Source organism: Pseudomonas macauensis, assembly GCF_047902425.1.
Lineage (GTDB): Bacteria > Pseudomonadota > Gammaproteobacteria > Pseudomonadales > Pseudomonadaceae > Pseudomonas.
In genome coordinates this window covers 923,896-949,232 of the sequence record NZ_CP138377.1, presented here as the reverse complement: position 1 = coordinate 949,232, position 25,337 = coordinate 923,896, and the positions used below count along the sequence as shown (strand labels likewise).

General features: G+C 64.7%; 25 protein-coding genes and 1 tRNA gene. 9 read left to right on the top strand and 17 right to left on the bottom strand.

The annotated features are described in order from the left end of the window. Positions 1-4: 4 nt before the first annotated feature. The 5 genes from fkpB to murJ all read right to left on the bottom strand — a co-directional run bounded on the left by fkpB (position 5) and on the right by murJ (position 6,385). Positions 5-457, bottom strand: coding sequence for an FKBP-type peptidyl-prolyl cis-trans isomerase (gene fkpB, locus SD196_RS04490; protein ID WP_343575009.1), 453 nt, complete (start codon positions 455-457; stop codon positions 5-7). Beyond that, positions 450-953, bottom strand: coding sequence for a signal peptidase II (lspA, locus tag SD196_RS04485; protein ID WP_275610240.1), 504 nt, complete (start codon positions 951-953; stop codon positions 450-452). Before lspA ends, fkpB begins: the two co-directional genes overlap by 8 nt. Next, on the bottom strand, positions 946-3,780 hold the full coding sequence (gene ileS / locus SD196_RS04480) for an isoleucine--tRNA ligase (protein WP_343575012.1): 2,835 nt from the start codon (positions 3,778-3,780) through the stop codon (positions 946-948). Before ileS ends, lspA begins: the two co-directional genes overlap by 8 nt. 21 nt (positions 3,781-3,801) lie before the next feature. Beyond that, positions 3,802-4,740, bottom strand: a complete 939-nt coding sequence (gene ribF, locus SD196_RS04475) for a bifunctional riboflavin kinase/FAD synthetase (RefSeq protein ID WP_275610238.1) — start codon at positions 4,738-4,740, stop codon at positions 3,802-3,804. 106 nt (positions 4,741-4,846) lie between these two features. Continuing rightward, positions 4,847-6,385, bottom strand: a complete 1,539-nt coding sequence (gene murJ / locus SD196_RS04470) for a murein biosynthesis integral membrane protein MurJ (RefSeq protein ID WP_343575015.1) — start codon at positions 6,383-6,385, stop codon at positions 4,847-4,849. 253 nt (positions 6,386-6,638) lie between these two features. Here murJ and rpsT point away from each other — a divergent pair, with 253 nt between their 5' ends. After that, the gene (gene rpsT / locus SD196_RS04465) at positions 6,639-6,908 is read left to right on the top strand and encodes a 30S ribosomal protein S20 (protein WP_009617555.1); all 270 of its coding nucleotides are present in this window, start codon (positions 6,639-6,641) and stop codon (positions 6,906-6,908) included. A 130-nt stretch (positions 6,909-7,038) separates the two neighbouring features. Here the strand turns inward: rpsT and SD196_RS04460 are convergent, their stop codons facing one another. From SD196_RS04460 to rplU, 5 genes are all read right to left on the bottom strand, one after another. Beyond that, positions 7,039-7,494: a CreA family protein gene (locus SD196_RS04460; RefSeq protein WP_275610236.1), complete on the bottom strand. Its 456-nt coding sequence runs from the start codon at positions 7,492-7,494 to the stop codon at positions 7,039-7,041. A 10-nt stretch (positions 7,495-7,504) separates the two neighbouring features. Then, the gene (gene proB, locus SD196_RS04455) at positions 7,505-8,623 is read right to left on the bottom strand and encodes a glutamate 5-kinase (RefSeq protein ID WP_275610235.1); all 1,119 of its coding nucleotides are present in this window, start codon (positions 8,621-8,623) and stop codon (positions 7,505-7,507) included. A gap of 64 nt (positions 8,624-8,687) precedes the next feature. Then, complete coding sequence (gene cgtA / locus SD196_RS04450; protein WP_275610234.1) at positions 8,688-9,908, bottom strand: Obg family GTPase CgtA; 1,221 nt, start codon at positions 9,906-9,908, stop codon at positions 8,688-8,690. Positions 9,909-10,067: 159 nt separating this feature from the next. Further along, the gene (rpmA, locus tag SD196_RS04445) at positions 10,068-10,325 is read right to left on the bottom strand and encodes a 50S ribosomal protein L27 (protein WP_009617551.1); all 258 of its coding nucleotides are present in this window, start codon (positions 10,323-10,325) and stop codon (positions 10,068-10,070) included. A 22-nt stretch (positions 10,326-10,347) separates the two neighbouring features. Next, a complete protein-coding gene (rplU, locus tag SD196_RS04440; RefSeq protein WP_017521623.1) occupies positions 10,348-10,659 on the bottom strand; it encodes a 50S ribosomal protein L21 in 312 nt (103 codons plus the stop codon). A 241-nt stretch (positions 10,660-10,900) separates the two neighbouring features. On the opposite strand from rplU, the gene SD196_RS04435 reads away from it, so the two are divergent. Both SD196_RS04435 and SD196_RS04430 read left to right on the top strand, forming a co-directional pair. Then, positions 10,901-11,869: a polyprenyl synthetase family protein gene (locus tag SD196_RS04435; RefSeq protein WP_275610233.1), complete on the top strand. Its 969-nt coding sequence runs from the start codon at positions 10,901-10,903 to the stop codon at positions 11,867-11,869. Between the two features lie 169 nt (positions 11,870-12,038). Then, the gene (locus SD196_RS04430) at positions 12,039-12,263 is read left to right on the top strand and encodes a hypothetical protein (protein WP_017521625.1); all 225 of its coding nucleotides are present in this window, start codon (positions 12,039-12,041) and stop codon (positions 12,261-12,263) included. Between the two features lie 140 nt (positions 12,264-12,403). Here SD196_RS04430 and SD196_RS04425 read toward each other — a convergent pair whose 3' ends face one another. The 6 genes from SD196_RS04425 to SD196_RS04400 all read right to left on the bottom strand — a co-directional run bounded on the left by SD196_RS04425 (position 12,404) and on the right by SD196_RS04400 (position 17,569). Then, complete coding sequence (locus SD196_RS04425) at positions 12,404-13,021, bottom strand: FKBP-type peptidyl-prolyl cis-trans isomerase (protein ID WP_275610232.1); 618 nt, start codon at positions 13,019-13,021, stop codon at positions 12,404-12,406. 76 nt (positions 13,022-13,097) lie between these two features. Beyond that, positions 13,098-13,394, bottom strand: a complete 297-nt coding sequence (locus tag SD196_RS04420) for a DUF6482 family protein (protein ID WP_275610231.1) — start codon at positions 13,392-13,394, stop codon at positions 13,098-13,100. A gap of 123 nt (positions 13,395-13,517) precedes the next feature. After that, on the bottom strand, positions 13,518-14,012 hold the full coding sequence (locus SD196_RS04415; protein ID WP_275610230.1) for a TIGR00645 family protein: 495 nt from the start codon (positions 14,010-14,012) through the stop codon (positions 13,518-13,520). 152 nt (positions 14,013-14,164) lie between these two features. Further along, complete coding sequence (locus SD196_RS04410) at positions 14,165-14,506, bottom strand: hypothetical protein (RefSeq protein ID WP_275610229.1); 342 nt, start codon at positions 14,504-14,506, stop codon at positions 14,165-14,167. A 165-nt stretch (positions 14,507-14,671) separates the two neighbouring features. Then, positions 14,672-17,149 carry a Lon protease family protein gene (locus SD196_RS04405; protein WP_275610228.1) on the bottom strand — a complete coding sequence of 826 codons (2,478 nt, stop codon included), beginning with the start codon at positions 17,147-17,149 and terminating at the stop codon, positions 14,672-14,674. Positions 17,150-17,245: 96 nt separating this feature from the next. Beyond that, positions 17,246-17,569, bottom strand: a complete 324-nt coding sequence (locus SD196_RS04400; RefSeq protein ID WP_275610227.1) for a TraR/DksA family transcriptional regulator — start codon at positions 17,567-17,569, stop codon at positions 17,246-17,248. Positions 17,570-17,789: 220 nt separating this feature from the next. Between SD196_RS04400 and SD196_RS04395 the strand changes: the two genes are divergently transcribed. Next, positions 17,790-18,278: a DUF3015 domain-containing protein gene (locus SD196_RS04395; protein ID WP_275610226.1), complete on the top strand. Its 489-nt coding sequence runs from the start codon at positions 17,790-17,792 to the stop codon at positions 18,276-18,278. Between the two features lie 61 nt (positions 18,279-18,339). After that, a complete protein-coding gene (locus SD196_RS04390) occupies positions 18,340-20,205 on the top strand; it encodes a DUF4105 domain-containing protein (protein WP_343575081.1) in 1,866 nt (621 codons plus the stop codon). A gap of 13 nt (positions 20,206-20,218) precedes the next feature. On the opposite strand, the gene rtcR is transcribed toward SD196_RS04390, so the two are convergent. Then, positions 20,219-21,820: an RNA repair transcriptional activator RtcR gene (gene rtcR / locus SD196_RS04385; protein ID WP_343575083.1), complete on the bottom strand. Its 1,602-nt coding sequence runs from the start codon at positions 21,818-21,820 to the stop codon at positions 20,219-20,221. A 285-nt stretch (positions 21,821-22,105) separates the two neighbouring features. Between rtcR and SD196_RS04380 the strand changes: the two genes are divergently transcribed. From SD196_RS04380 to SD196_RS04365, 4 genes are all read left to right on the top strand, one after another. Beyond that, positions 22,106-22,178, top strand: a tRNA-OTHER gene (locus SD196_RS04380). Positions 22,179-22,529: 351 nt separating this feature from the next. Then, on the top strand, positions 22,530-23,675 hold the full coding sequence (locus SD196_RS04375) for a slipin family protein (RefSeq protein WP_343575085.1): 1,146 nt from the start codon (positions 22,530-22,532) through the stop codon (positions 23,673-23,675). 31 nt (positions 23,676-23,706) lie between these two features. Beyond that, the gene (locus SD196_RS04370) at positions 23,707-24,105 is read left to right on the top strand and encodes a zinc-ribbon domain-containing protein (protein WP_275610222.1); all 399 of its coding nucleotides are present in this window, start codon (positions 23,707-23,709) and stop codon (positions 24,103-24,105) included. Next, positions 24,102-25,322, top strand: coding sequence for an RtcB family protein (locus tag SD196_RS04365; protein ID WP_343575088.1), 1,221 nt, complete (start codon positions 24,102-24,104; stop codon positions 25,320-25,322). Before SD196_RS04370 ends, SD196_RS04365 begins: the two co-directional genes overlap by 4 nt. Positions 25,323-25,337 lie beyond the last annotated feature (15 nt).

Sequence of the window (25,337 nt, the reverse complement as noted above, 5' to 3'; positions counted from 1 at the left end):
TCCTTCAGGCGGATTTCACGTCAATGATATCGACTTCAAAGGCCAGCGTTTTGCCGGCCAGCGGATGGTTGAAGTCGATGGTGACGTGCTGGTCATCGAAGGCTTTGACGATGCCCGGCAGTTCGGCCTTGGCAGCGTCGTTGAAGATCACCAGCAGGCCCTCGGCCAGCTCCATGTCCTGGAACTGGTCGCGCGGCATCACCTGGACGTTCGCCGGGTTCGGCTGGCCGAAGCCCAGCTCCGGCTCGATGGTCAGGGTGCGCTTGTCGCCGGCCTTGAGACCGAACAGTGCCTGCTCGAAGCCCGGCAGCAGGTTGCCGTCGCCGACCTTGAAGGTGGCCGGCTGCTTGTCGAAAGTGCTGTCGACGACGTTGCCGTCTTCCAGCTTGAGGGCGAAATGCAGGGTGACCTGGGTATCCGCACCGATACGCTGAATGGTTTCAGAAGACTCAGCCATGGGCGGTTTCTCCGGACTTCTTCGATTTGAACATATCCAGCGCCAGCATGATGGCGCCGACGGTGATGGCGCTGTCGGCCAGGTTGAACGCCGGGAAATACCAGCGGTTCTGCCAGTGCACCAGGATGAAATCGACCACGTGACCGAGCACGATGCGGTCGTACAGGTTGCCCAGCGCACCGCCCAGCACCAGGGCCAGGGCGATGGCCAGCCAGGTCTCGCCGCGCTTCAGGCGCTTAAGCCAGACCACCAGCACGGCGCTCACCACGATGGCGATCAGGGCAAACAGCCAGCGCTGCCAGCCCGAGCCATCGGCCAGGAAGCTGAAGGCCGCGCCGGTGTTATAGGCCAGGGTCCAGCTGAACAGGTCGGGGATGACCACGATCTGCTGGTACATGGTCAGCTCGGCCTGAAAGAAAGCCTTGCTGACCTGGTCCAGCACGAACACCAGCACGGTGATCCACAGCCAGGGCAGACGGCCGAAACGATCAGGCATAGTGACGAACCTCGCCGGCGCCATCGATGTTCTCGACGCAACGGCCGCACAGCTCCGGGTGCGCGGTGTGGCTGCCCACGTCAGCGCGGAAGTGCCAGCAACGGCCGCACTTGGCATGGGCGGACTTGATCACCTTCAGCTTCAGGCCCGGCAGTTCGCTTTCAACCGCGTCGGCCGGCGCATCGGCCAGCGGCGCGACGGTGGCGGCGGAGGTGATCAGCACGAAGCGCAGCTCGTTGCCCAGCTTCTCCAGGCGCTTGGCCAGGGAGTCCTCGGCGTAGAGGGTGATCTCGGCCTGCAGGTTGCCGCCGATGGTCTTGGCGCTGCGCTGGTTCTCCAATTCCTTGTTCACGGCAGCCTTGGCGGCCATGACTTCGTCCCAGTAGGCACGGTCCAGCTCGGCGTCGGCCGGCAGTTCGGAGAGGCCGTCGTACCAGGTGGTCAGCATCACCGACTCGGCGCGCTCGCCCGGCAGGAAGCTCCAGATTTCCTCGGCGGTGAAGGCCAGGATCGGGGCGATCCAGCGCACCAGGGCTTCGGCGATGTGGAACAGCGCGGTCTGGCAGGAACGACGGGCGACGCTGTTTTCCTGGGTGGTGTACTGGCGGTCCTTGATGATGTCCAGGTAGAAGCCGCCCAGCTCCTGCACGCAGAAGTTGTGCACCTTGGAGTAGACGTTCCAGAAGCGGTAGTCGCGGTAGGCCTCTTCCAGTTCGCGCTGCAGCAGCAGGGCCCGGTCGATGGCCCAGCGGTCCAGGGCCAGCAGTTGGTCGTTGGGCAGCAGGTCCTTGGCCGGGTCGAAGCCGGACAGGTTGGACAGCAGGAAGCGCGCGGTGTTGCGGATGCGGCGATAGGCATCGGCGCTGCGCTGCAGGATGGTCTGGGAAACCGCCATCTCGCCCGAGTAGTCGGTGGCGGAAACCCACAGGCGCAGAATGTCGGCACCCAGGGTGTCGGTGACCTGCTGCGGGGCGATCACGTTGCCCAGGGACTTGGACATCTTGCGGCCGGACTCGTCCACGGTGAAGCCGTGGGTCAGCAGCTGGCGGTACGGCGCGTGGCCGTCGATGGCGCAGCCGGTCAGCAGCGAGGAGTGGAACCAGCCGCGGTGCTGGTCGGAGCCTTCCAGGTAGAGGTCGGCGGCCGGACCGCTGGCGTGGCCCAGCTCGGCGTGGGAGCCGCGCAGCACGTGCCAATGGGTGGTGCCGGAGTCGAACCAGACGTCCAGGGTGTCGTTGATCTTGTCGTACTGCGCGGCTTCATCGCCCAGCAGTTCGGCGGCGTCGAGCTTGAACCAGGCCTCGATGCCTGACTGTTCGACGCACTGGGCGACCGCTTCCATCAGCTCGACGGTGCGCGGGTGCAGCTCGCCGGTGGCCTTGTGCAGGAAGAACGGGATCGGCACGCCCCAGTTGCGCTGACGCGAGATGCACCAGTCCGGACGGCCGGCGATCATGCCGTGCAGGCGCGCCTGGCCCCAGTTGGGCACGAAGTCGGTTTCGGTGATGGCCTGCAGCGCGCGCTCACGCAGGGTGGCGCCGGCTTCCGGCTGCTTGTCCATGCCGACGAACCACTGCGCGGTGGCACGGTAGATCAGCGGGGTCTTGTGGCGCCAGCAGTGCATGTAGCTGTGGCTGATGCTGGTGTGCTTGAGCAGCGCACCGACTTCATCGAGCTTGGCGACGATGGCCGGGTTGGCCTTCCAGATGAACTGGCCGCCGAAGAACGGCAGGTCGGCCACGTACACGCCGTTGCTCTGCACGGGGCTCAGGATGTCGTCGTTGACCATGCCGTACTGCTTGCAGGTACGGAAGTCGTCCTCGCCGTAGGCCGGAGAGGAGTGAACCACGCCGGTGCCGGCGCCCAGTTCGACGTACTCGGCCAGGTAGACGGGCGAGAAACGCTCGTAGAACGGATGACGGAAGCGGATCAGGTCCAGCGCTTCGCCTTGTGCGGTGGCGATGACCTGGCCTTCCAGGCCGTAGCGTTGCAGGCAGGACTCGACCAGTTCCTCGGCCAGCACCAGCAGGCGCTCACCGGTATCGACCAGCGCGTAGGTGAATTCGGGGTGGACGTTCAGTGCCTGGTTGGCCGGGATGGTCCAGGGGGTGGTGGTCCAGATGACGATGGCGGTGGGCTTGGGCAGGCTGTCCAGGCCGAACGCGGCGGCCAGTTTGCCTTCGTCTTCCACAGGGAAGGCGACGTCGATGGCGTCGGACTTCTTGTCGGCGTATTCCACTTCCGCCTCGGCCAGGGCCGAACCGCAGTCGAAGCACCAGTTCACCGGCTTCAGGCCCTTGAACACGAAGCCCTGCTTGACCATCTCGGCCAGGGCACGGATTTCGCCGGCTTCGTTGGCGAACGCCATGGTCTTGTAGGGGTTGTCCCACTCGCCCAGCACGCCCAGGCGAATGAAGTCGGCCTTCTGCCCTTCGATCTGCTCGGCGGCGTATTCACGGCACAGCTCGCGGGTCTTGTCCGCCGGCAGGTTCTTGCCGTGGGTGGTCTCGACCTTGTGCTCGATCGGCAGGCCGTGGCAGTCCCAGCCCGGCACGTAGGGGGCGTCGTAGCCGGCCAGGGTCTTGGAGCGGACGATGATGTCCTTGAGGATCTTGTTGACTGCGTGACCGATATGGATGCTGCCGTTGGCGTAGGGCGGGCCATCGTGCAGGACGAATTTCGGGCGACCTTCGCCAATCTTCCGCAGCTTCTGGTACAGGCCAATGTCGTTCCAGAGTTTCAGGGTCTGCGGCTCGCGCTGCGGCAGGCCGGCTTTCATCGGGAAGTCGGTTTCGGGAAGGTTCAGAGTGGCTTTGTAATCGGTCATCTCAGGGCCTGTTCAGGATCTTCAATCAAGCGGTTGGCCCAGCCAATAGGCCCGGGCGGCGGCGATGTCGGCGAGGATGGCCGCCTTGAGTGCCTCCAGCGAGGCAAAACGCTGCTCATCACGCAGCTTCTGGTGGAAAGTGATGTCCAGATGCTGGCCGTAAAGATCGCCAGCGAAATCCAGCAGATGCACTTCCAGGTGGGGCCGGCCGTCGCCATTCACAGACGGTCGGGTGCCGATGTTGGCAACCCCGTTGCAGCGCTGGCCAGCCACCATCGTGCTGACCAGGTAAACCCCATTGAGCGGCGCCTTGCGGCGCTTGAGCTGGATGTTCGCGGTGGGCGAACCCAGTGTGCGGCCCAGCTTCTGCCCATGCAGCACACGGCCGCTCAGGCGATATGGACGACCCAGCAGGCGCTCGGCCATGTGCAGGTCGCCGTCGGCGAGGTCCTTGCGGATGCGCGAGCTGCTCACGCGCATGCCGTCGACTTCCACGGTGGTCGCAGCTTCGACGGTAAAGCCCTGCTCCGCACTGGCGTTGACCAGGAAGGCGAAGTCGCCGGAACGGTCGCAGCCGAAGCGGAAATCATCGCCCACTTCCAGATGGCGGACCCGCAGGCCCTCCACCAGCACCTGGCGGACGAACTCGGCCGCCGACAACTCGCGCAGACGGCGATTGAAAGCCAGGCAGAGGACGAAATCGACGCCGTACTGGCGCAACAGTTCGAGCTTCTCGCGCAGGCGGGTCAGGCGCACAGGCGCCGCATCCGGGGCGAAGTATTCACGTGGCTGCGGTTCGAAAATCACCACGCAACTGGGCACGCCCAGCTCCAGCGAACGCTCGCGCAGACGCCCCAGGATCGCCTGGTGGCCAAGGTGGACGCCGTCGAAGTTACCGATGGTGGCGACACAGCCCCCGGACAGGGGCCGCAGATTGTGAAGGCCTCGAAGCAGCTGCATAGCGCGCGTATTGCTCAGAAAGTGGTCGATTATACCCACACCCGTCGCCGCGCGACAGGCAAAATGCCGTCGCCGCAAACGGATGCAATGCTTTGCCCGGCGAAGGTTACAGCACTGCGCGGCGAGAGAAGTCCCGCAGGCGGAAGCCCAGGAGCGCGAGCATACCGAAATAGGCGATCACCCCGGCCACCACCAACGCACCCAGGCGCACCAGGCGAATCGGCATCCCGCCCTCGTCCCAGGCCGGCATGACGTACATCATGCCGACCAGCACGGCACACATCACCAGTACAGATACCACCAATTTGGCGATGAACTTGCCCCAGCCCGGCTGCGGATCGAACAACTGGTGCTTGCGCAACTGCCAGAACAGCAGACCGGCGTTCAGGCACGCCGCCAGGCTGATCGCCAGGGCCAGGCCCGCGTGCTTGAGCGGACCGATGAACACCAGGTTCATCAACTGGGTGGAAACCAGGGTGAACAGCGCGATCTTCACCGGCGTCTTGATGTTCTGCCGCGCATAGAAGCCCGGCGCGAGCACCTTCACCAGGATGATCCCGAGCAGGCCGACGGCGTAGGCGATCAGCGCGCGCTGGGTCATCAGGGCGTCATGGGCGCTGAACTTGCCGTACTGGAACAGCGCAACGGTCAGCGGCTCGGCGATCACCGCCAGGGCCAGGGAGCACGGCAGCACCAGCAGGAAGCACAGGCGCAGGCCCCAGTCCATCAACCGCGAATACTCGTGACGATCGTCGCTGGCGTAGGTCTTGGCCAGCGACGGCAGCAGGATGGTGCCCAGCGCCACGCCGAGCACGCCGGACGGCAGCTCCATCAGGCGATCGGCGTAATACATCCAGGACACCGAGCCGGCCACCAGGAAGGAGGCGAAGATGGTGTTGATGATCAGCGAAATCTGGCTGACCGAGACGCCAAGGATCGCCGGGCCCATCTGCTTCATTACGCGCCACACGCCGGAGTCGCGCAGGTTGATGCGTGGCAGCACCAGCATGCCAATCTTCTTCAGATGGGGCAGTTGGTAGAGCAGTTGTGCCAGGCCACCGGCCAGCACGGCCCAGCCCAGCGCCATGATCGGCGGGTCGAAGTACGGCGTGAGGAACAGCGAGAACAGGATCATGCTGACGTTCAGCAAGGTCGGCACGAAGGCCGGCACCGAGAAGCGGTTCCAGGTATTGAGGATCGCCCCCGCCAGGGACGCCAGCGAGATCAGCAGGATATAAGGAAAGGTCACCCGCAGCAGGGCGCTGGTGAGCTCGAACTTCTCCGGCGAGTCGACGAAGCCGGGGGCCGTCACCCAGATCACCCAGGGCGCGGCGAGGATGCCCAGTGCGGTGACCAGCGCCAGGATCAGCGTCAGCAGGCCGGACACGTAGGCAATGAAGGTACGCGTCGCCTCTTCGCCCTGCTGGGTCTTGTACTCCGCCAGGATCGGCACGAAAGCCTGGGAGAAGGCGCCCTCGGCAAAGATGCGGCGCAGCAGATTGGGCAGCTTGAAGGCGACGAAGAAGGCGTCGGTGGCCATGCCGGCGCCGAACATGCGGGCAACTATCGTGTCGCGCACGAAGCCGAGCACCCGCGAGATCATGGTCATCGAGCTGACCGCGGCCAGCGACTTGAGTAGGTTCATAGCGTCCAGAACTGGTAGAATGGCCGCCCCTGCCGGGTGCGGCACTGGCTCCGAGCGACTGCTCATCCGCCAGGCGAAGCGCAGCAGTGTAGGGCCGCGGGGCGAATAAATCACCCCATCTGCCGGACAGCGTGCGCCAGTCGCGCCGCTCGTCGGGGACTGTCAATGTCCTTGACAACCCCCCGATGCAACGGCATCATTCGCGGCCTTAATTTATTCGCAACATCCCAAGTTTTTCTCGAGGAGCTCGACGGTGGCCAACACACCTTCCGCCAAAAAACGCGCCAAACAGGCTGAGAAGCGTCGCAGCCACAACGCCAGCCTGCGTTCCATGGTTCGTACCTACATCAAGAACGTAGTCAAAGCAGTCGACGCCAAGGACCTGCCGAAGGCCCAGGCCGCTCTGGTTGCTGCTGTACCGGTCATCGACCGTATGGCTGACAAAGGCATCATCCACAAGAACAAGGCCGCTCGCCACAAGAGCCGTCTGAACGCCCACGTGAAGGCCCTGGCCACCGCGTAAGCGTTCCGTTCTTGAAAAACCGGCCTCAGGGCCGGTTTTTTATTGCCTGCGATTCACCTCTCAAACAAGTTATCCACAGGCAAAGCCTTCTTGCAGGCAAAAAGAAAGGGCGGTCACCCGCCCTTCTCGCTTACTTGGTCGGCCACGGCATGATCGGAATCGCCGTCACCGCATTCTGCGGGCTGCCCTCGATCACCCGGTCGCTGTAGACCAGATAAACCAGCGCGTTGCGCTTCTTGTCGAAGAAACGCACCACCTGCATGCTCTTGAACACCAGCGAGGTGCGCTGCTTGAACACCTCCTCGCCATCCTTGAGCTCACCGACGAAACGGATCGGGCCGACCTGACGACAGGAGATCGACGCCTCGGCGCGATCCTCCGCCAACCCCAGCCCGCCCTTCACGCCGCCAGTCTTGGCGCGGGACAGGTAGCAGCTGACACCCTCGACCTTGGGGTCATCAAAAGCCTCCACCAGGATCTTGTCGTTGGGACCAACCCACTTGAAGACCGTGGACACTTCACCGATCTCTTCGGCATTCGCCAGCATCGGCAGCAGCATCAGCGCCGCCATCAATCCCTTGCGCATGGATTTCCCCTCAGACGAGCACCAGGTTGTCGCGATGGACCAGCTCCGGACCATCCACATAACCGAGCAGGCTCTCGATGGCATCGGTCGGCTGGCCGATGATCTTCTGCGCCTCAAGGGCGCTGTAGTTGGCCAGGCCACGGGCAATCTCACGCCCTTGCTGATCCACACAGACCACCATCTCGCCACGACGGAAGCTACCCTGCACGGTTTTCACACCAACCGGCAGCAGGCTCTTGTGATCATGGGCAATAGCCTTGACTGCACCATCATCCAGCACCAGCGTGCCGCGCATCTGCAGATGCCCCGCCAGCCACTGCTTGCGCGCAGCCTTGCGGCTCTGCTCGGGCGTCAGCAGGGTGCCCAATCGCTCACCGACACGCAGGCGATCCAGCACGCGCTCGATGCGCCCACCGATGATCACCGTATGCGCACCGGAGCGCGCCGCCAGACGCGCTGCACGCAGCTTAGTCTGCATGCCGCCGCGACCCAGCGCGCCGCCCGTTCCGCCAGCTACTGCATCCAGGGCAGGATCATCGGCACGGGCTTCGAAGATCAGCTCCGCATCGGGATTGTTGCGCGGGTCGGCGTCGAACATGCCGTCGCGGTCGGTCAGGATCACCAGCAGGTCAGCCTCGACCAGATTGGCCACCAGCGCCGCCAGGGTATCGTTGTCGCCGAAGCGGATTTCGTCGGTGACCACGGTGTCGTTCTCGTTGATCACCGGGATCACGCCGAGATCGACCAGCGTACGCAGGGTATTGCGCGCGTTCAGGTAACGCTTGCGGTCCGAGAGGTCGTCGTGGGTCAGCAGCACCTGGGCGGTCTGCAGATTATGCACGCCAAAGCTGGATTCCCAGGCCTGCACCAGGCCCATCTGCCCCACCGCGGCGGCAGCCTGCAGCTCGTGCATGTCGCTAGGTCGGGAAACCCAACCCAGGCGACTCATGCCCGCCGCCACGGCACCGGAAGACACCAGCACCAGCTCGACGCCCGCGCAATGCAGCGCGACCATCTGCTCGACCCAAACCGCCATGGCGTCGCGGTCCAGACCGCGACCGTCGGCGGTCAGCAACGCACTGCCAATCTTGACTACCCAGCGCTTGGCGCCGGTGACCTTCTCACGCATACCCTCAACCTTAGAAGTCAGGCTTCACACGTTTCATCCGGACCGGCGGCGGGCGCCGCTCCGATCAAGGCACGTAGAAGATTTCCGGCCCATCGCCGTCGTCTTCGTCATCCTCGAAATCATCGTCATCCAGATCATCGGCATTCTTCAGGCCGGCACGACGCAAGGCACGGGCATCGTCCAGCGCCTGCAGACGGGCACGGGCCTCGTCCTCGATGCGCTGATCCAGCGCCGCCAGGGCTTCGCCGTAGGCCGGCTCTTCCTCGATGCGCAGGGTGCGCTCGTCGAGGTACTTCATGATGTCCTGGCTCAGGGCCTCGGTGCCTTCACGCTCCAGGGCGGAGATCACGTAGACCGGACCTTCCCAGCCCAGACGCGCAACCACGTCCTGCTTGCGACGCTCCTGCTCCTCGGGCTCGAGGATCTGGTCCATCTTGTTCAGCACCAGCCAACGGTCACGCTCGGTCAGCGCCGGGCTGAACTTCTCCAGCTCATTGACGATGGTTTCCGCGGCATCGGCCGGGTCACTCTCGTCCAGCGGCGCCATGTCGACGATATGCAGCAGCAGACGGGTACGCGCCAGGTGCTTGAGGAAGCGGATACCCAGACCGGCGCCTTCGGCCGCACCTTCGATCAGGCCGGGAATGTCGGCGACCACGAAGCTCTTGAAGCGACCAACGCTGACCACGCCCAGGTTCGGCACCAGGGTGGTGAAGGGATAGTCGGCGACCTTCGGCTTGGCGGCGGACACCGCGCGAATGAAGGTGCTCTTGCCGGCGTTCGGCAGACCCAGCAGACCGACGTCCGCCAGCACTTTCAGCTCCAGCTTGAGGTCGCGAGCCTCGCCGGGCTTGCCCGGAGTGGTCTGGCGCGGCGCACGGTTGGTGCTGGATTTGAAGCGGGTGTTACCCAGACCGTGCCAGCCGCCCTGGGCCACCATGATGCGCTGACCGGCAGTGGTCAGGTCGCCGATGATTTCCTGGGTGTTGGCATCGATGATGGTGGTGCCGACCGGCACGGGCAGGACGAGATCGTCACCTTTGGCGCCAGTACAGTCCTTGCTGCCACCGTTCTCGCCGCGCTGGGCGTCGAAACGGCGGGTGTAGCGGTAGTCCACCAGGGTATTCAGGTTCTCGTCGGCCTCGAGGAACACCGAGCCGCCGTCGCCACCGTCACCGCCGTTGGGACCGCCTTTCTCGATGAACTTCTCGCGGCGGAAGCTCATGAGGCCGTTGCCGCCGTCACCGGCTTTCACGTGGATGGATACTTCGTCGACGAATTTCATTGCGAACGCCTCCCGCCGAGCCGGCGGGTTGAAAATAAGAAAAGGAGCATAGGATACAGCCAAGTCCGCACAAACGCCCGAACCGACAGCACCTCGCCTGGAAACGCCAGAAACAAAAAAGCCCCGTCGTGAGACAGGGCTTTTTCAGTGAGGGCTCGCTTAGGCAGCGACGACGCTTACATAGCGACGGCCAAAGGCGCCTTTCACTTCGAACTTGATCACGCCGTCGATTTTCGCGAACAGGGTGTGATCCTTGCCCATGCCAACGCCGTAGCCAGCGTGGAACTGGGTGCCGCGCTGACGCACGATGATGTTGCCTGCTTTCACAGCCTGGCTACCGAACAGCTTCACGCCAAGGCGTTTACTTTCGGAATCGCGGCCGTTGCGGGTACTACCGCCAGCTTTTTTGTGTGCCATGAGTCAATCTCCTGAAAAGGAATTAGGCCTGGATGCCGGTGATCTTGATTTCAGTGAACCACTGGCGGTGGCCCTGACGCTTCATGTGGTGCTTGCGGCGGCGGAACTTGATGATGCGCACTTTGTCGTGACGACCGTGGGAAACCACTTCAGCGGTCACTTTCGCGCCTTCTACCACCGGCAGGCCGATCTTGACGTCATCGCCATTGGCGACCAGCAGAACGCGATCCAGGTTGATCGCTTCGCCGGTGGCGACGTCGAGTTTCTCGACCTTGAGGAATTCGCCTTCGGTGACTTTGTATTGCTTGCCACCAGTAACAATTACTGCGTACATCTGGATGTCTCCGTTAGACCTGCTCACCCGACGCTTTATAGAAAGAGGAATCGGTCGGCATGGCTGCATGGGGCCGGAAAGGACGCCCGTGCAATTGCGTAAGGCAGGGTATGCCATGGAAGTTCGGGGCCGCGATTGTACGCAAAGCGATTGCCCGGATCAAGCCTCCCGGGGCCTTGCCTTGACAGCCCTACCCCCGGCACCTAGCATGCCGCGCAATCTACGAGGAGCGCTGTCTTTCATGCAACCCCAGGCTTTCTATCGCGTGGTGGCGGACGACTTCACCGCCGTCGACGGCATTATCCGCCGCCAGCTCACTTCCCGCGTTCCCCTGGTGGAAAAGATCGGCGACTATATCATCTCCGCCGGCGGCAAGCGTCTGCGCCCCCTGCTGGTGCTGCTCTCGGGCAAGGCCTTGGGCTACTCGGGCGATGATCTGAAGCTGCTGGCTGCTACCATCGAGTTCCTGCACACCTCCACCCTGCTGCACGACGACGTGGTCGATGCCTCCGGCCTGCGCCGCGGCCGCGCTACCGCCAACGCCCAGTGGGGCAACGCGCCGAGCGTGCTGGTGGGCGACTTCCTCTATGCCCGCTCCTTCGAAATGATGGTCGAGCTGGGCTCCATGCCGGTGATGCGCATCATTTCCCAGGCCACCCGCGTGATCGCCGAAGGCGAAGTGCTGCAACTGACCAAGGTGCGCGACGCCAGCACCACCGAAGAAACCTACATGGAAGTCATCCGCGGCAAGACCGCGATGCTCTTCGAAGCCTCGACCCACAGCGCTGCCGCGCTGGCCAACGCTCCGGCCGAGCAGTCCGAAGCGCTGCGCCTGTTCGGTGATGCCCTGGGCATCGCCTTCCAGCTCGTCGACGACCTGCTCGACTACCGCGGCGACGCCACCACCCTGGGCAAGAACGTCGGCGACGACCTGGCCGAAGGCAAACCCACCCTGCCGCTGATCGCCACCATGCGCGACGGCACCCCGGAACAGGCTGCACTGGTACGCAAGGCTATCCAGCAAGGCGGCAGCCAGGACCTGGAAGGCATCCGCGCCGCCGTGGAAGCCGCCGGCGCGCTGGACTACACCGCCAACCTGGCCCGCGAGTACGCCGCCCGCGCCATCGACTGCCTGAAGGTGCTGCCGGACAACGAATACCGCGCCGCACTGATCGAGCTGGCCGAGTTCGCTGTCGCCCGCACACACTGATCCGCCGTTTCGCAAAAGCCCGCCCCGGTTCGCCGCGGCGGGCTTTTTGTTGCCCTTCTGTTGACCCGGAGCAAGGGATCATCGTCCGCGCAGAAAAATCTTCGATTGGGACTTGCTATTACGATAATAAGAATTATTCTCAATAAACGATTCGCACGGAGGAACTGCCATGACCTACATGATCGACGCCTGGCTGGATCGCCCGCATCCCTACCTGCGCATCCTGCATCGGGATACCGGGGAAGTCTGCGCGGTGCTGGAGGAAGAGGCGCTGGACGAGCTACGCGAACAGGGCGGACTGGAGCTCTCGGAACTCTCCACCAGCGAGCCCGGCGTGCTCAAGGAACTGGTGCGCAACCTGTTCCTGTTCTGTTACGCCCGCGCGCTGCGCTGAGGCGCTTGGGGGATTACGGCGGCGCCGGATGCGTCGTCAGTGCTCCGCCGCCCGGGAGGCGGATGCACAAAGGGGCGCCGGAGCGCCCCTTTTTCCTGCGGAGTTGCCAGGGACGACAGTCCGCAGTGAACCGCCCGATATCAGAGGATATCCAGCAGCTCGACGTCGAACACCAGCACGCTGTGCGGCGGGATGCTGCCGACAGCCTGGCCGCCATAGGCCAGCTCGCTCGGCACGTGCAGACGCCACTTGCTGCCAGCATTCATCAGCTGCAGGGCCTCGACCCAACCGGCGATCACGCCGCCCACCGGGAATTCAGCCGGCTGGCCACGCTCGTAGGAGCTGTCGAACACGGTGCCGTCGACCAGGGTGCCGTGGTAGTGGGTACGCACGGTGTCTTCGCGGGACGGCTTGGCGCCTTCGCCTGCGACCAGCACTTCGTACTGCAGACCGGACGGCAGGACGGTCACGCCTTCACGCTTGGCGTTGTCCACCAGGTACTCACGGCCAACGGCGGCGGCGGCTTCGGCTTTCGCCTGGGCTTCGGCCTGCATGCGCTCGCGAATCACCTGGAAGCTGGCGGACAGGGCTTCGCCCGGCACGCGGCTTTCCACGCTGGCATAGGCGTCGGACAGGCCGGCCAGGATAGCGTCGAGGGACATGCCCGGAACCGGGTTCTCGCGCAGCTGGTCGCCGAGCTGACGGCCGATGCCGTAGCTGACGCGGGCTTCATCGGTGGAAAGGTTGAGTTCGCTCATGGCGGCGCTCCGCTGGGGGTTCAAAAAAGGGCCGCCAGCCTAGCACAGATGATTCGCCGCCCCCACCGCCGCCGGCCTAGTGCAGCGGGATGAGCACGCCATCGCCGATATCGAGTTCCTCCTGCATGCCGACCATTTCGTCATGCACCACCGCGTGCACCAACCGGAACGGTACCGTCGGCACGGCATGCAGCACCTCGCGGGCATGCTCGACGGAGCGCACGCTGAGCACGTGCCCCATCACGTCCTGGACCGGATAGAAACGGCCGCCCATTCGGGCCTCCAGCACATAGATATCGCCTTCCAGCGACACCAGGTTGATTTCGTCGATATCCCCGGCCAGAGAGCGATTGGTCAGTTCCTCGAGGTTCATGGGGTACCTCCTGCACGTGGCGTCATGCAAAAAGTCTTGTACAGCTACCCGTCACCGCAAGGCGGAAACGCAGCCGCCCGTCCGTTTCACAACGGCCGGGCGGCTGGAGGGAGCCTTTCGGGATCAGTGGTCGTGGCGCGTGGCCTTGTCCAGGTAACCCATGGCAAACGCGGAGAGGACGAAGGTGAGGTGGATGATCACGTACCACATCAGCTTGTTGTCCGGGACGTTCTTGGCGTCCATGAAGATGCGCAACAGGTGGATCGAGGAGATTGCCACGATGGAGGCGGCCACCTTGTTCTTCAGCGAACTGGCGTCCATCTTGCCCAACCAGCTGAGCTTCTCCTTGCTCTCGTCGATATCCAGCTGGGAAACGAAGTTCTCGTAACCGGAGAACATCACCATCACCAGCAGGCCGCCAACCAGCGCCATGTCGATCAGCGACAGCAGCACCAGCACCAGGTCCGCCTCGGCGATGCTGAAGATGCTTGGCAGGATGTGGAGGATTTCCTGGAAGAACTTGATGGTCAGGGCCAGTAGCGCCAGCGACAGGCCGATGTAGATCGGCGCCAGCAGCCAGCGGGCGGCGTACAGGGAGTTTTCGACGAAGCGTTCCATGGCTCTCGAGGGGCTGTTCGGAAGGTGCGAAGTATAGCTGAAGGCGATTTCGGAGCTGACCCGTATTTCTGTGGACAAATATGTCGACTGCCCGGGGTCGGCAGGCGAAAGCCAGGCAGCACGAGCGTCCGTTGCTCAGGCGGCGTCCCGCATCAGGATTCGGGACGGAACTGATAGTTCCCGAGATTGCGGCTGCGCTCACCATTCAGACGGCGCAGCTCGGCTTGCAGGTGCAACTGCCAGATCGGTGGATCGCAAGCCTTGATATAGCCCTGCTGGGCCAGACAGTCGGAAATCGCTTCAAGCACGCCTTCGGCGACGAAGGGCCCGAAGAACGGGCCTTGCGCCTTGATGGCGGTGGGTTGTGCACCGGCCATGCCGGCCGCGCACAACAAGGTCCAGAGTCCATTCTCTCCGGCCAACGGCCTGATCGCGCATTCGATTCGCGTGGTCAGCCCCAGACAGGGGCGGATAAGGCAGAGGTTACGCGGCATGGCGGCACCCTCGCGGCGGTCCTGAGTTCGAGACTACACCCAGGTTCCGACACGCGAAAGCGCCGTTTTATCCACGCAGGCTGTGGATAAGCATGTGAACTGCACGGGGGCAGTAGCGCCGGAGCGCCGCCCCGCGCGGTGCGGAGCCGCCTGATCAGGTTCTGCTCAGTCGGCGTCCTTCTTCTTGCGCGCCCGCTCCTTCTCCACCGGCGCCTTCGCCGCCTTGGCCTTCGCCACGGCTTCCTTGACCGGCTTTTCCTTCTCGTCCTCCTCCATGCCCAGCTCGGAAATCTCCTTCAGGCGCTCGACGACACGGGCATTCACGCTGCCCTTGGGGAAATTGCCCTTGGCATCCGGCGCACCGGCCGGTTGGCCGACCAGCAGGCTCAGCGCCTCGTCGGCCTGGCGAACAGCGTAGATATGGAACTGGCCGTTGCGAACCGCCTGCAGCACACGCTCATCGAGCATCAGGGTACTGACGTTGGAGCGCGGGATGATCACCCCCTGCTCACCGGTCAGGCCACGGGCCTCGCAAAGACGGAAGAAGCCCTCGATCTTCTCGTTGACCCCGCCGACCGCCTGCACCTCACCGAACTGGTTGATCGAACCGGTGATGGCAAAGCACTGGCGCAGCGGCGTGCGCGACAGCGCGGAGATCAGCGTGCAGACCTCGCCCAGCGAGGCACTGTCACCGTCCACGTAGCCATAGGACTGCTCCAGGGCGATGCTCGCGGAAATCTCCAGCGGGAATTCCTGCGCATAGCGGCTGCCCAGGTAGCCCGTCAGGATCATCACGCCCTTGGAGTGGATCGGCTGGCCGAGGCTCACCTCGCGCTCGATGTCGACGATGCCGCTGCCGCCGGGGTAGACGGTGGCGGAAATCCGCGCCGGCACGCCGAAAGCCGAGTCACCGACTTCCAGCACAGTCAGGCCGTTGCACTTGCCGACCGCGGCGCCTTCGGTATCGATCAGGATGATGCCGGCCAGCATATCGTCGAGGATGCGTCCGGACACCCGTCCGGTGCGGGTCTCCTTGGCCTTCAGGGCGCGCTCGATGTGGCCGAGGTCGGTCACCGTCTCATTCGCCAGCTGGCGGATGAAATCCGCCTCGCTGACCAGCTGGAACAGGTCGCTGATGCGCGCCGACAGGCGCCCCTGGTGCTCGGCCAGGCGCGCGCTATAGGTCGCCAGGCGGGCGACGGCGGCGCTGGTCAGCGGCGCCAGTCCCTCTTCCGAGGTGCGGGTTTTCAGCAGTTGGGCGAACTGTTCGAGGCTGTCCTCGCCCAGCGGGATGTCTTCGTCGAAGTCCACCAGGACGCGGAACATCTCCTGGAAGTCCGGATCGAGATCCTGCAGCGTGTAGTAGATCTGCCGCGAACCGATGATGATCACCTTGATGTTCAGCGGGATCACCTGCGGCGTCAGACTCATGGCCGCCAGGCGGCCCAGTTCGGCCAGCGGCGACTCCATCTTCAGCTGGCGCGAATGGAGCGCACGCTTGAGCGCATCCCAGACGAACGGCTCGCTGAGCAGCTTCTCCGCTTCCAGCACCAGGAAGCCACCATTGGCGCGGTGCAGCGCGCCCGGACGCAGCTGCCGGTAGCTGGTGTACAGCGCGCCCTGGTCGGAGGCGTACTCGATGCGGCCGAACAGGTTGTCGTAGGTCGGGTGCGACTCGAAGATCACCGGCGCACCGCTGGTGGCATGGTGGCCGATCACCTGGTTGGGCGCGTACTGCTCCTGCAGGCCCAGCTTGCGCTGCGGATCGGTGCGGTCGGAGTCCACCAGTTGGTCGACCACGGTCTTCAGCAGGTTCAGCTGCATCGCCTGCAGGTAGGCGCTGACACCGGAGTTGTTGTTGTACTTCTCCACCAGCGGCGCCAGCAGCGGCTGCAGGGCGAGGGTGATGGTTTCTTCGTTGAGCTGGCGCAGCTGGTTGCTGGACTCGCGCTTCCACTGCGGCAGGCTGGCCAGTTCTTCGTTCAGGTGCTCTTCCAGTTCAGCGATGTCGGCGTGGAAGCGCTCGCGCTCGGCCTCGGGCAGTTGGGCGAATTCGGCTTCATCCAGCGCCTTGCCGTCGCTCATCGGGGTGAAGGCGATGTTGGCGCTGTCGCGGTACAGCGCGACGTCCTTCTCCAGCGCCAGGCGCTCGACGGTGTCCAGGGCCTTGTCGTAGCGCTGGTTGAAGGCGCGGTCGATGGCGCTCTTCTTCTGCTGGTAGGCCGGGTTCTCGAACACCGAGGGGAAGGTGGCGAGCAGGTTGTCGATCAGGTGATCGAAGTCGGCGCCGAAGTCCGCCGCGCTGCCCGGCGGCAGCTCGATGGCGCGCGGCTCGCGGGATTCATCGAAATTGTTGACGTAGACCCAGTCCGCCGGGGTCGGCAGACGCTTGCCTTCGGCCTTCAGGTAGCGCTGCACGAACGAGAAGCGACCGGTGCCCGGCTCGCCCATGACGAACACGTTGTACCCCGGACGCGGCATCGCCACGCCGAACTGCAATGCCTCCACCGCGCGCTCCTGGCCGAGTACGCCGAGGAAGGGCTCCAGTTCGTCGGTGGTGGTGAAGGGGAATTGTTCGGGGAAGAAGGGACGGGTCAGTTCATCGGGCGCCAGGCGCAGGCCTGCAGCAACGGAATCGGGCATCGGAAATCCTTGCTTCGGGCGGCACGAAGCCGCGGAGAGTTGCCCGCATTCTCGCGCCGCCCGCGCGCCACTGGCAAGGCGGTATTGGTGACAGTTTCAGTCCACTTCATCGGCGCAGCGCAGGCAGTGCTCCGCCGCCGGCAACGCCTGCAGCCGACGCGCCTCGATGGGCTCTCCGCAGCGCGCGCAGAAGCCGTAGGTGCCGTCAGCCAGGCGCAGGCGCGCCAGGCCGACCAGCCGCATGCCCGCCTCCGCTTCCGCCAGCAGCGCGCGCAGGACGTCGTCGTTCTGCCGCTGCTGGGCCTGCTCGGCGAAGTCCGGCGAATGGGTCCGGCCGAGATCGCGACGGATCGCCTCGGCACGCCGGGAATACTCTATCGCCAGTTGATCCAGGCGCGGACGCGGATCGAAATCGGCCATGGCGACCTCCTTGCAAGGGGAACTCCTTCCAGTGTGGCCCGTTCCAAGACAACCGCCGCTGATGCCGATCAATAACCTGCCGGCGGCGGCAGAAAGCGTGAATATGCCGTACAGGAGAGCACCGGCTTCCTTGACACCCCGAGTTCATTCCTAAAAGCTTCAGGCGGCGCTGTTTGCTGTCAGCGACACCTGCCCGTATTCAAGAAAAGAGAGAAAAACGATGAAAAGGATTCTGATCGGTACCCTCCTCGCCACCGCCTCCCTGAGTGCTATGGCCGACGCTCCCGGTAGCGACGGCTGCGGCTGGGGCAACATGCTCTTCAAGGGCCAGCGCGGCACCGCTACTCACGTCCTGGCGGCCACCACCAACGGCACCAGCGGCAACAACACCTTCGGCATGACCACCGGCACCAACGGTTGCCACACCAACGGCGCACTGACCTACGGCGGCAAGCCGATGATCGTGCTCAGCAGCATGATGGACGAGCTGTCCGAAGACATGGCCAAGGGTAACGGCGAAGCCCTGACCACCTACGCCGTAGTCCTGGGCGTGCAGCCGCAGGATCGTGCGCACTTCGCCGAAGTGACCCACCAGCACTTCGCCCAGATCTTCAACAAGTCCGACGTCACCGCGGAAGACGTGTACGCCAACACCCAGGCTGTCCTGAAGCAGGACGCCCAGCTGGCCAAGTACGCCGAACAGGCCTGACGGCCACGCGCGAGCCCACCGCCACGGTGGGCTCTCTCCTCCCCTTCCAGTAGCCCCCTCCATGCCCAAACGCCTGTTGCCCTGGATGGCGCTGTGCGCCTGCACCCCACTGTTCGCCGCACCACAGATCGCCCCAGAACGCCTGCAGGCACTGGCCAGCGAACCCTACTGGCTCGCCCTGGGTCACTACGAACACGCCAGGCTGGGCGGCTGGCGCAGCTTCGTCGACGACCCGAAGTTCTTCCTCGCCGCCGACGGCGAGCAGCACCCCGATGCCGAACTGGCCGCTACCGTGAAGGCGCTCTACGCCCCCGCCGAACTCGGCGACAAGCACGCCCAGTGCGTCTACCCGGCGCGCACCCGCTGGCTGCGCCAGCAACTGCAACTCGACGACCTGCCGTCCGTGGCCTGCCAGGAGTACAAGACCTGGTACACCGACATCAATCCGCACAGCGCGGTGCTGGTGTTCCCGGCGGCCTACCTGAACAGCCCGTCCTCAATGTTCGGCCACACCCTGCTGCGCATCGACCAGGCCGACGTCGACTCCGACAACACCGCCCTGCTGAGCTACGCGCTGAACTTCGGTGCCTACATCGAGGGCATGGACAACAGCATCCTCTACGCCTGGAAGGGCCTGATGGGCGGCTACCCCGGCCTGTTCGCCCTGGTGCCGTACCGCGAGAAGCTCTCCGAGTACAGCCGGCTGGAGAACCGCGACCTCTGGGAATACCGGCTCAACCTGAACCCTGAAGAAACCGGGCGGATGGTCGAGCACGTCTGGGAGCTCAAGCAGGTCCGCTTCAAGTACTACTTCTTCGACGAGAACTGCTCGTTCCGCCTGCTGGAGCTGCTGGAAATCGCCCGCCCCGGCACCGAACTCACCGACCAGTTCCCGCTCACCGCCATCCCCACCGACACCGTGCGCGCGGTGAAGAACGCCGGGATGATCGACCGCATCGACTACCGCCCCTCCCGCGAGCGCGAACTGCTTGCCCGCGGTGCGCCGCTGAGCCACGACGAGAAGGTCCTGGCACGCCAACTGGCGGACGATGACCGGCTGCTCGACAGCCCCGAATTCAAGGCCCTGCCCGCCGACCGCCAGGCGCTGGTGCAGGACACCGCCTTCCGCCTGGTGCGCTACCGCGCCACCGGCCAGGAGCGCGACGCCTCTACCGCCTCGCGCAGCTACAACCTGCTCAAGGCGATCAACCAGAACCCGCCGCCAGGCCTGACCGTGGAGCGCCCCGGCCAGCCGGAAGACGGCCATGAATCGCGCACCTGGCAGCTCGGCGCCGGCAGCCGCGACGGCGAAGCCTTTGCCCAGTACGGCCTGCGCATGGCCTACCACGACCTCGCCGACAACCAGTACGGCTTCCCCCTCGGCGCGCAGATCGAAATCGGCCAGATGAAGCTGCGCCAGTACGAGGGCAATCGCTGGCAATTGCAGCAACTGGACCTGGTCACCATCCGCTCGATGACGCCGCGCAACGAACTGCTCAAGCCGCTCTCCTGGCAGGTTTCCGGCGGCTGGGAACGGGTGCTCGGCAAGCACAGCGACGACGACCACGAAACCCTGGTCGGCCACCTCAACGGCGGCGCCGGCGGTAGTTGGAAGCTCAGCGACGAGCTGCAGGCCTATGCGCTGGGCACCGCACGGATCGAGAACAACCAGGATTTCGCCGCAACCATCGCCCCGGCGCTGGGCTTCGACACCGGCCTGCTGTGGAGCAACCCGCTGGGCAACCTGACCCTGGAAGCCAAGGGCGACTACTTCCACAACGGCGAAGTGCGCCGCAGCCTGAGCTTCGGCCAGCAGGTGGAGCTGGGCCGCAACCTCGGCCTGCGCCTGTCGGCCCAGCGCGAGTTCAGCCAGTTGGCCACCCCGGTCAACGAGGTGATGCTGGAGCTGCGCTGGTACCACTACTGAGGCGCCACGCGCCTCAGTCCTTCAGCGCCGCCCAATCCAGGCCGAACCGCGCGAGGTACTTGCGCAGGCGGTCGGCGTCATTGGGGTTCTGCTTCTCCTGGCGCGAAATGGCGAACAGCTGACGCCCGGCGTCGGACAGGCTACGCGCCTGCCGGCATACCGCGATGACCGCCTCCAGTTGCAGGCGGTCGAACAGGTCCAGCGCCTCGGCGCCTGCGCCCAGTAGCGCCTCCACACTGCCCTCCGACTGCGCGGCGCCCCAGGAAAGCCGCAACCGGCCGATCTCCTCCTCCACCAGCGTCTCATCGATGCGCCCGCTGTCAGCCAGGGTCGCCATGCGTGTGATGGATGCCGACAACTCGCGGAAGTTGCCGCTCCACAACGCCTGCGCCGAGTTGGCGAAAGCCAGGTAGCGCGTGCGCGCCTCGCGGTTGAAGCGCACCAGGCGGCCCTGCTCGCGGGCGTGGCGCTCCAGCTCGAAGTCGATGTTCGGCTCGATGTCTTCGCGGCGCCCGGCCAGGCCCGGCAGATCGAAGGTCCAGAGGTTGATGCGGGCGAACAGATCCTCGCGGAACAGTCCTTGGGCGACGCGCTCGCGCAGGTCGCGGTGGGTGCCGGCGATCAGCTGGAAGTCGCTGCCCACCTCGCGGTCCGAGCCCAGCGGAAAGAAGCGCTTCTCTTCGATGGCCTTGAGCAGCATGGCCTGCTCGTCCAGCCCCAGCTCGCCGATCTCGTCGAGGAACAGCATGCCGCCGTCGGCCGAGCGCAGCAGGCCTTCGCGGGCATTCTGCGCGCCGGTGAACGCCCCCTTGATGTGCCCGAACAGCGCGGACATGGCGCCATCGCCGCGCAGGGTCGCGCAGTTCACCTCGACGAAACGGCCCTGGAACTGGTGCCGGGCGCGCTTGAGTTCGTAGACGCGGCGAGCGAGGAAGGACTTGCCGGCGCCCGTCGGGCCAATCAGCAGCATCGGCGCGCGGGAGCGCCCGGCGACCCGTTCGATCTGCTCGATGGAACGGTTGAATGCGGCATTGCGCGTAGCGATACCGGACTTGAGGAAGGCCAGGCTCTCCTCCTGCTCGCGGCGGAAGCGCGTGGCAATGCGGTCGTAGCGCGACAGGTCGAGGTCGATCACGGCCACCGTCCCTTCCGGGTGCCGCGCCTCATCCTTGCGCCGCGACGGCGAGGCCTGCACCAGCCGCGCCGGCAGGTAGCGCGCCTCGGTCAGGAGGAACCAGCAGATCTGCGCCACGTGGGTCCCGGTGGTGATGTGCACCAGGTAATCCTCGTGCTCGGTGTCGAAGGCGTAGCCACCGACGAAGTCGTGGAGCGCGCCGTAGACCTCCTCGAAGTCCCACGGGTTGCGCAGCGCCATGGGCTGCAGGCGCACCTCAGTCTCCGGCGAGATGTGCCGGACATCGTCGGCGATGCGCTCGGCCAGGCTCACGTCCCGTGCATCCAGTCCGTGGATCAGTTCCAGGCGGTCGATCAGCAGGTCCTGCTGCTGGCACAAGCCAACGGTGGGCCGCCACTTCTGCCAGCGTGCCGCGCCCTTGCCGACGCGATCCAGGGTCGAGCCAAGGAAGCCAATGGCGACGGTTTTCTTCGTCTGCATCTTTTATCCAAAAAGATAAATACCGATCCAAGGATATCCATAAATCAGGAAAACCACCAAGTCGTAGCGGCATACTGAAAACCAGTAAAAATAATTAAATCGTTATTTATCAACAACTTGAATAAACACTCAGGCAGACCAGGACAAACCTGGCACGTCCCTCGCTATATCCCTCTCGACCGCATCGCTGATGCAGCCCACGGGCAGGGACTCCAACTCCCGCCGGTGCCCGAGCCCACCCCTGGTGTTGGCTTCGCGCATGCCGCTGCAGCAGTCACGGTCGATGGCGCGGTAGCTCAGCCTGGTAGAGCACTCCCCTTGGAGGGAACCGTCGCAGGTTCGAATCCTGCCCGCGCCGTTCGATAGCTCAGTCCGGTAGAGCAGCCATCGAAGGAATGGCCTGTCGCGGGTTCGACTCCCGCTCGAACACTGCCCTGTTAAGGCAGCTACTCATGAATGCAACACCCCGCCGGTGCGGCAACGGGACATGCGCCAGCAGCCAGGATGGCTGAACAACGCAAGGGACCCGGAGCCACCGCCGGCCCGCCCGGTACGCGAATCGGGCTTGCGACAAGGCAGGTGCTGGCCGAAGGAATCGGTCGCCTGGACAGGACGTCCGCAGTGCCCGCCTCTCGCAGGCTCCATCCACGCCACCCGGCGGGCCGGCGAGCGCCGGCACCAGGACAAAGAGAAAAGAAGGAAGAGAGAAATGAAACTGCTGAAGCGCTTTACCGTGAAGAAGAACGAACGCGGCCTGCTGTACGCCGAGGGCGATTTCCTGGCGATCCTCGAGCCGGGCATCCACCGCCATCTGGACCTGTACAACCGCCTGAGCGTGGAAACCTTCAGCCTGAACACCCCGTTGTTCGAGCACCGCCTGGCCGGTTATCTGCGCCAGTCCGAACCGGTGCTCGTCGAACGTTACTTCACCCGTATGGACCTCGCCGAGAACGAAGCCGGCCTGCGTTACGAGGACGGTGTGCTGGCGGAAATCCTGCCGCCGGGCAGCCGCCGGCTGTACTGGAAGGGCCAGACCGAACAGCGCCTGGAGCGCATCGACCTGAGCCAGGACTACCGACTGGCCGCCCCGCTGCTGGCCCAACTGAGCCAGCCGAACCTGCGCGGCCGAAGCCTCGCCGGCCTGGATGCGGTGCTGATGGCACAGGTGCCGGCCTACCAGGTCGGCGTGCTGAAGGTCGACGGCGCGGTCATCGAACTGCTGCCGGCGGGCCAGTACGGCTTCTGGCGCTACAACCGCCAGGTGAGCGTGGAGCTGATCGATACCCGCATCCAGGCGCTGGAAGTCAGCGGCCAGGAAATCCTCACCCGCGACAAGGTGAGCCTGCGCCTGAACCTGGCCGCCAACTGGCGCTACAGCGACGTGCTGACGGCGTACTCGCGCCTGTCCAAGCCGCTGGAGCACCTGTACCGCGAGCTGCAGTTCGGCCTGCGAGCGGCGGTGGGTACGCGCTCGCTGGATGAGCTGCTGGAGAACAAGCAGGTCATCGACGAGTCGGTCGGCGCCCATCTCACCGAGCGGTTGGCGGGCACCGGCATCGAGGTGAGCGGCCTGGGCGTGCGCGACATCATCCTGCCGGGCGAGATGAAGGCGCTGCTGGCCCAGGTGGTGGAAGCGGAAAAGGCCGCGCAGGCCAACGTGATCCGCCGCCGCGAGGAAACCTCGGCGACCCGCTCGCTGCTGAACACGGCGAAGGTGATGGAAGAAAACCCCACCGCCCTGCGCCTGAAGGAACTGGAAACTCTGGAACGGGTGGCCGAACGGATCGACCGCATCTCGGTATTCGGCGGCCTGGATCAGGTATTGAATGGACTGGTAACGCTGAAGCAGGCCTGAACAAGGCCTGTCCGGCAAAGAGGAAGGCGCCATGAAAAGCAACAAGCAACGCCGCCAGGAAATTCGTCTGGCGCGGGAGCGGCGCAAGGCAAAGAGGGCTCGGCCCGCCGAACAGCCCATGGCCCCGGTCGCTCCTGTCGGCACCTTCCCGGTCACCCGCTCCGAGCTGGCGCCCTACAACAGCTATGGCGATCCGCTTTTCGTCCAGCGCGGCTGGTATGAGGATAAAACCTTTAGCTGCCAGGACTGTGGAGCCCGGGAAACCTGGACCGCCGCACAGCAGAAATGGTGGTACGAGGACTGCAAAGGGCAGGTCTACTCCACCGCGATTCGCTGCCGGGCGTGCCGATTGAACAAACGAATTCGCGACGGCCGGGCGCAACCCGCATCCGGCCGGCTCGCCACCGAACAGAAGAGAGTCAAAGCATGAGCAACAAGACCTTCCAGCTGCTGGAAGTCACCAACGGCAAGCCGATCAAGCTCTGGACCCAGGGCGTGCCGGTCGAAGACGACGCCCGCCAGCAACTGATGAACACCGCAAAAATGCCGTTCATCTTCAAGCACCTGGCTGTGATGCCGGACGTGCACCTGGGCAAGGGTTCGACCATCGGCAGCGTGATCCCCACCCGGGGCGCCATCATCCCGGCAGCAGTTGGCGTGGATATCGGCTGCGGGATGATCGCCGCGCGCACCTCGCTGATGGCGGCCGACCTGCCGGACAACCTGCACGGCCTGCGCAGCGCCATCGAGAAGGCCGTGCCCCACGGCAAGACCTTCGGCCGCCGCGACCAGGGCGCCTGGGAAAACGTGCCGGATCACGCCGATGACGCGTGGAAGGCGCTGGCCGGTCGCTTCAAGGCGATCACCGCCAAGTACCCGAAGCTGGAGAAGACCAACAACCGCCACCACCTGGGAACCCTCGGGACCGGCAACCACTTCATCGAGGTCTGCCTCGACGAGGCCGACCGCGTGTGGTTCATGCTGCACAGCGGATCGCGCGGGGTGGGCAACGCCATCGGCAACCTGTTCATCGAACTGGCCCAGGCCGACATGCGCCAGCACATCGCCAACCTGCCGGACCGCGACCTGGCGTACTTCGAGGAAGGCAGCCGGCACTTCGACGACTACGTGGAAGCCGTGGGCTGGGCCCAGGACTTCGCCCGGCAGAACCGCGAGCTGATGATGCGCGCGGTGATCGCCGCCGCGCGGCAAGTGATCCGCAAGCCGTTCGAGGCCAGCCTGGAAGCGGTGAACTGCCACCACAACTATGTGCAGAAGGAACGCCACTTCGGCGAAGAGGTGCTGGTGACCCGCAAGGGCGCGGTGTCCGCGCAGAAAGGCCAGCTCGGCATCATTCCGGGATCGATGGGTGCCAGGAGCTTCATCGTCCGCGGCCTGGGTAACGAGGAAGCCTTCTGCTCCTGCAGCCACGGCGCCGGCCGGACCATGAGCCGCACCAAGGCGAAGAAGCTGTTCACCGTGGAAGACCAGGTGCGCGCCACCGCCCACGTCGAATGCCGGAAGGACAAGGACGTGATCGACGAGATCCCCATGGCCTACAAGGACATCGACGCCGTGATGATGGCCCAGCGCGAGCTGGTGGAAGTGCTGCATACCCTGCGTCAGGTGGTGTGCGTGAAGGGATAGCGCGAGGCGGGCCGA